Source organism: Paenibacillus agaridevorans (assembly GCF_003112455.1).
Taxonomy (GTDB): domain Bacteria; phylum Bacillota; class Bacilli; order Paenibacillales; family Paenibacillaceae; genus Pristimantibacillus; species Pristimantibacillus agaridevorans.
The window spans coordinates 580086-584930 of the sequence record NZ_BDQX01000171.1; the positions used below are offsets into that span (position 1 = coordinate 580086).

Sequence of the window (4845 nt, forward strand, 5' to 3'; positions counted from 1 at the left end):
GGCTCGCTTCCCGCGCTGTCTTGCTTGCTCCCGTTCCGGAGCGATCTTGGTCGAGTCGCTTCACGGAGCTGCTCATCAGACAGCAGCTTACCCCTGTACATCGATCGCTCCGAGAGATCGATCCCCAGCGACTTGCGGAACTTCTCCATGATGAACAACTCCTGCGGCGTCACGATCGTAATGACCGTCCCCCGCCTGCCCATTCTTCCCGTACGTCCTGCGCGATGCACATAATGATCCGCATCCACGGCGGGATCCAGTTGCAGCACAAGCGGAAGTCCCTCGATGTCGAGACCCCTCGCGGCGACATCCGTTGCAAGCAGCAACTGGCATGTCCCTTCCCGGAACCTGGCCAGCGTTGCCGCGCGGCGCTGCTTGTCGGAGTCGCCATACAATGTTTCTACGGCGAAACCCTCGTATTTCAGCTTGGATTCCCAGTTCCCGATCTCATTCGTGTCATTTAGGAACAGCAGCGCGGAAGCTGGATTTAGCAATCGGATAAGACGCCGCGTTGTGTCTGTTTTATCTCGACGGTCGCTCACGACGTACAAGTTCTCGATTGTCGACGATACGCGATGCTCCATGGCGAGCTGGAAGCGGACAGGCTCCTTCATCCAGCGCCCCTCGTATCTGGCCATCTCTTCGGGATACGTAGCAGAGAAAAATGCAATCTGACGATTCTTGCCCATGGCAAACAGCACCGTTTCCAGATCCTTCTCGGAGCCCAGCTGAAAGGATTGATCCGCTTCGTCAACGACGGCGAGACGGATCTCGTTCAGCTTCAGCTTCTTGTTCTTCAGCAGCTCGTGAATACGTCCCGGCGTTCCGACGACAAGCTGGGGACGCAACTTAAGCTTTTCCACCTGGCGCTTCATCGCGGCTCCTCCAATAAGCTGTTGAACGCGAATGCCAAGCGGCTCAGCATATACTTCCGCTACGCGGACGATCTGCATCGCCAGTTCCTGAGTCGGCGAGATAACGATGCCTTGAATATGGCCCAGTTCCGCATCGATTCGCTGCAGCATCGGAAGCAGGAACGCCAGCGTCTTGCCCGTTCCCGTCTGCGAGCGGGCAGATACATCCCTCCCCTGAAGCAGGGCCGGAATCGTATCCGCCTGCACGTCAGTAGGCGCCGCCATTCCGCGTTCCGCCAACAGCTTTGTCAGCTTTTCGTTTAAGCCAAGTTCTACCCATGTTTTGCCGTTTTCCATTTCTTGTTAGCCCCTCTTGTAGCTTCCTTTATTTTCGATTAAGCAGTCCGCCGAACAGCCGATCCGCGACCCGCGGCATTAATCCATACAGTTTGATTCCAACCGAAGCGGCATGCGGCAGGTCCAGCTCCGCCTTCCGTCTCTCCATGACACGGACGATTGCCTTGGCCACATAAGCCGGCTTCATCATGAACCAGCCAATATTTTTAGTATAGGAGCCGGATGGATCAGCAATAGCAAAAAATTCCGTGTCGATAGGTCCCGGATTCACGGCCGACACGACAATCCCTTCGCTACGCAGCTCCATCCGCAGCGAATTTGTAAAACCAAGCAAGGCATGTTTCGTCGCGGTGTAGCTCGTCGACTTCGCCGATCCGATCTTGCCCGCCATGGAAGCGATATTAACGATATGTCCTCCGCCCTGCTTGCGCATGTGAGGAAGCACGGCTTTTGTGCATCGAACAACGCCCATATAATTCGTATCCATCATCGATTCGAAGCTCTCCACGGACATATCCTCGAATCTCTCGAATTGACCATAGCCGGCGTTGTTCAGCAGAATATCAATTCTACCGTATTGGCGGATGACTTTCTCTACTACATCCTCCACTTGCTTCATATCGGTCACATCCATGACAAAGTAGGAGCTCTGGCCTCCGATTGTCCCAGCCGTCCTGGCCAACCTGGCTTCATTACGCCCTGTCAGTACAGGAATGCCTCCTCTGCGTTCGATTAAGCCGGCAGTAAGGGCCCCGATACCGCTGGATGCTCCCGATATAAGAACGATTTTCCCCTTCAGCATCTCACATCACCACTCCGAATTGGTTGCGATTCACTTCTTGAATAACCTCTATTATCCATAAGTTTACTTCACTCTCACCCCGGAAGCAAAAAAAAGCTCCCTAAGGAGCTTTCTTGCGATTATGAAGCGATGAGGACTTGAATGTCCAGCTCGCCGATTCCTTCCATTATTAGCGGAATCGTCAGTGCCTGCTTGGCGTTAAAGCCGGCTGTCTGTGCGGAATGGATGACCTTGGGCGGCGTAATGTCAACCTTAACACCCTGATTGTACAACATCGTACTGGCGTTGCCGCTGATCATGTTGCCCAGCTCGGAGATTGCGCTGCGGGATATCTCGTCAAGCTCAGCAATCACAAAGCCTCCCATCATAGCCGACACCATCTTGAGTGCTACCTGTTCGCTTAGTCCGAATACAATATCGCCCTTCATCTGCCCATTGAGACCGATCTGAATCCAGATATAATTCTCAACAAACTTAATGTCCTTGAGACCTAGCTGTCCTGTCGCAGGCCGAATTTGCACGACTTGCTCGATTACGATTTTTGCAGATTCAAGAAACGGGTTTATATACTCTGCCTTCATAACAGGGAAGCGCTCCTTTTTTCTCGACAAAATTCGCAGTTTGTCTTTTTGAGACTTATTATACTCGAATCACTAGGACAAGTATACTATTAAATGGCGATACGCTCCTTAAGACCTAAGCCCGTTGGTCCTGCACTGTGAGGTTGATTATTTCAAACAGCCTTGCTGCCGGCTTGTCGGCGATAACGAATTCGCATCAGACGAAGACGTTCGTAGAGCTGCTCGACCTGACGACCGGACTTCCCTTCCTCCTGCTGTCCGTATACTTGCTCAAGCACGGGCTTAAGATAACGGTCGCCCATTGCAGACATCGCTTCCCAAATCATCTGCCTCTCGGATTCAGGCACTTCGCTAAGCTCGCGTTCCACAAACGGCTCGACATCGTACCCTTCCGCCTCCAATCCTTCGATTCGAATGAGCAGCTCCCGTCTGGACAGCGATAATTGTTCTTCCAACTGGCTTAGTTGTCCGCCTTGCTGAAGAACGCTCAATATTTGTTTCTTCTCTTGCTGGCGGTCCATCAGCAGCTTATATTTGTTTTCCTTCTGCTTGCATTGCCATGTGGCGAACACGTCAGGATCCAGCCGTTCCGCCACCCAATCCAGAGGGAAGGTCGTCGTGCGCGAAGCGCCCGCTGTAACGGCTAACACATCTGCTCCGTATGCGGCATGCTTGACCTGGCCCCAGCCCGGAATTTGACGCAGCTCCTCGTCCGATTGAGGCACGAATGCGCTGATCATCCACAGCATCCGGTTCGTCGCCACAAGGTAGGCAGACTTTTTCTCCGCCCCCGCCGCCTTTCTGCGCCATTCGCGAAGGCTTTGGAACAGCTCCTGGTCGGCATGCAGCTCTCCATAACATTGCAGCATCGTCAAGTACCCGCCGTTACCCGCGCGAGGGCTCTCCAGCATGCCGTCAATAATGGGCATAAAACCAGCTCCCATCATCCGGGCGATGCCAAGCCGGAAAGCAATCATCATCTCTTCCCATGACGTGCCCTCGAACCAGACCGCCATCCGTTCCCCTTCTTCCGCATCCTCCCGCCATTCGACGGACCACCTGCCTTGATCCTCCCCAATGTACAGCTTTGCGCTTTCGATCCCCGCATCCCCCGCCGATTTCTCAAATGTGTTCATGAATACGATTTGCATACGTCACTCACCTTTCACCTCATCATTGGTAGCGAATAACGACAACGTACCGTGGAGAACAAGGTGAAACGGCTACGCCGTCCTTTGGCGGCGCGGCGCGTTTCATTCCGAGAAATATAGAGAAAGTATGGCGAAATCATATACTTTCCTATATTTGAACAAAAAAAAGCACCTCTTCCGCCATTATGGCAAAAGAGGTGCTTCCTCGTTATCACACAGTCCGTTCGTCTATTCGATTGGTTACATGCTACCATATCATCAAGAGATTTACAAGCAGAAACTGAACGGACATCCATGCACACTTTAAATGCGTGTTCAAAAATTTCGGTTATCAGTACCCTCTTTAAATTCGCACTGCCGGCTTTCCGAGGAGTAGGGTATAATGACTACCAGCATCCATTAACGGAGGGATTTTTATGCAGCTGCCCAATTATGATTTTTTGTCGGATTCCTTGGAGGATACGTCCACCAGATTCGTCACTTTTATTACGCCCGGCCTAAAGCGGTTCGACCTCGCCATCTTGACGACCAATCGCTTTTATGGCAAGAAGCTTGTAACGGATCTGCAGTTCGGCAAAACGGCCATCATCGGTCCTGACGATCTCGAAGAGGAAGGTTATTTGGAACATGTCTTCAATCTGACGGAGGAAGAAGGCGATGAGCTGAGGCAATTTTTATATTTTGTCGTTGGCACGGTGAATTTTACCGATTAATCGGGGTACGTTATTAATGTACAACCATGACTATTTATTCAGGGAGGAAACAGCCAGTGTTTCACGGTGATTATGACGACCGCGATTATCACGATAAGCTATTGACCGAACAATCTCATGAGAATGATCTGATCGCGGAGGAGTTTCCCGAAGGACCCTACGGCTCGGACTTGCTTAGAGAATCCCTTGGCAAAAGCTCGCCTTGGCGGATGGGGCAGCATAAACAGAGCGCTTACGGCTATGAGAACAAGTCGCTGCACAAGGATCTGCCGCGGGAGTATCCCGGCGAGGACGATTATCGAGCTGGCGTTCCCGAGGTGCATGACGAGCCGTAAGCCCTATTCTCATTAAAGAGCGCCCGTAATGGCAGCCGGCATGAGCCGGCAG

6 protein-coding genes are annotated in these 4845 nt (G+C 52.2%); 2 read left to right on the forward strand and 4 right to left on the reverse strand.

Annotation, left to right across the window (positions count from 1 at the left end):
- The 4 genes from PAT3040_RS17435 to PAT3040_RS17450 form a co-directional block, all read right to left on the reverse strand.
- On the reverse strand, positions 1-1211 hold a 1211-nt coding region (locus PAT3040_RS17435; RefSeq protein ID WP_108993704.1), incomplete at its 3' end, for a DEAD/DEAH box helicase.
- A 28-nt stretch (positions 1212-1239) separates the two neighbouring features.
- The gene (locus PAT3040_RS17440) at positions 1240-2013 is read right to left on the reverse strand and encodes an SDR family NAD(P)-dependent oxidoreductase (protein ID WP_108993705.1); all 774 of its coding nucleotides are present in this window, start codon (positions 2011-2013) and stop codon (positions 1240-1242) included.
- Positions 2014-2132: 119 nt separating this feature from the next.
- Positions 2133-2594, reverse strand: coding sequence for a chemotaxis protein CheX (locus PAT3040_RS17445; RefSeq protein ID WP_087566656.1), 462 nt, complete (start codon positions 2592-2594; stop codon positions 2133-2135).
- Between the two features lie 152 nt (positions 2595-2746).
- Positions 2747-3745 (reverse strand): HRDC domain-containing protein, encoded by a 999-nt coding sequence (locus PAT3040_RS17450; protein ID WP_087566657.1) that lies wholly within the window; start codon positions 3743-3745, stop codon positions 2747-2749.
- A gap of 416 nt (positions 3746-4161) precedes the next feature.
- On the opposite strand from PAT3040_RS17450, the gene PAT3040_RS17455 reads away from it, so the two are divergent.
- Positions 4162-4458, forward strand: a complete 297-nt coding sequence (locus PAT3040_RS17455; RefSeq protein ID WP_179215380.1) for a DUF3055 domain-containing protein — start codon at positions 4162-4164, stop codon at positions 4456-4458.
- Between the two features lie 56 nt (positions 4459-4514).
- Positions 4515-4793, forward strand: coding sequence for a hypothetical protein (locus tag PAT3040_RS17460; RefSeq protein ID WP_087566658.1), 279 nt, complete (start codon positions 4515-4517; stop codon positions 4791-4793).
- Positions 4794-4845: the final 52 nt, after the last annotated feature.

What these genes read in the sequence shown, in the direction of transcription:
- PAT3040_RS17455 (WP_179215380.1), top strand. Translation starts at nt 4,162, where the DNA reads ATGCAGCTGCCCAATTATGATTTTTTGTCGGATTCCTTGGAGGATACG.
- PAT3040_RS17440 (WP_108993705.1), bottom strand. Translation starts at nt 2,013, where the DNA reads ATGCTGAAGGGGAAAATCGTTCTTATATCGGGAGCATCCAGCGGTATC.
- PAT3040_RS17450 (WP_087566657.1), bottom strand. Translation starts at nt 3,745, where the DNA reads ATGCAAATCGTATTCATGAACACATTTGAGAAATCGGCGGGGGATGCG.
- PAT3040_RS17445 (WP_087566656.1), bottom strand. Translation starts at nt 2,594, where the DNA reads ATGAAGGCAGAGTATATAAACCCGTTTCTTGAATCTGCAAAAATCGTA.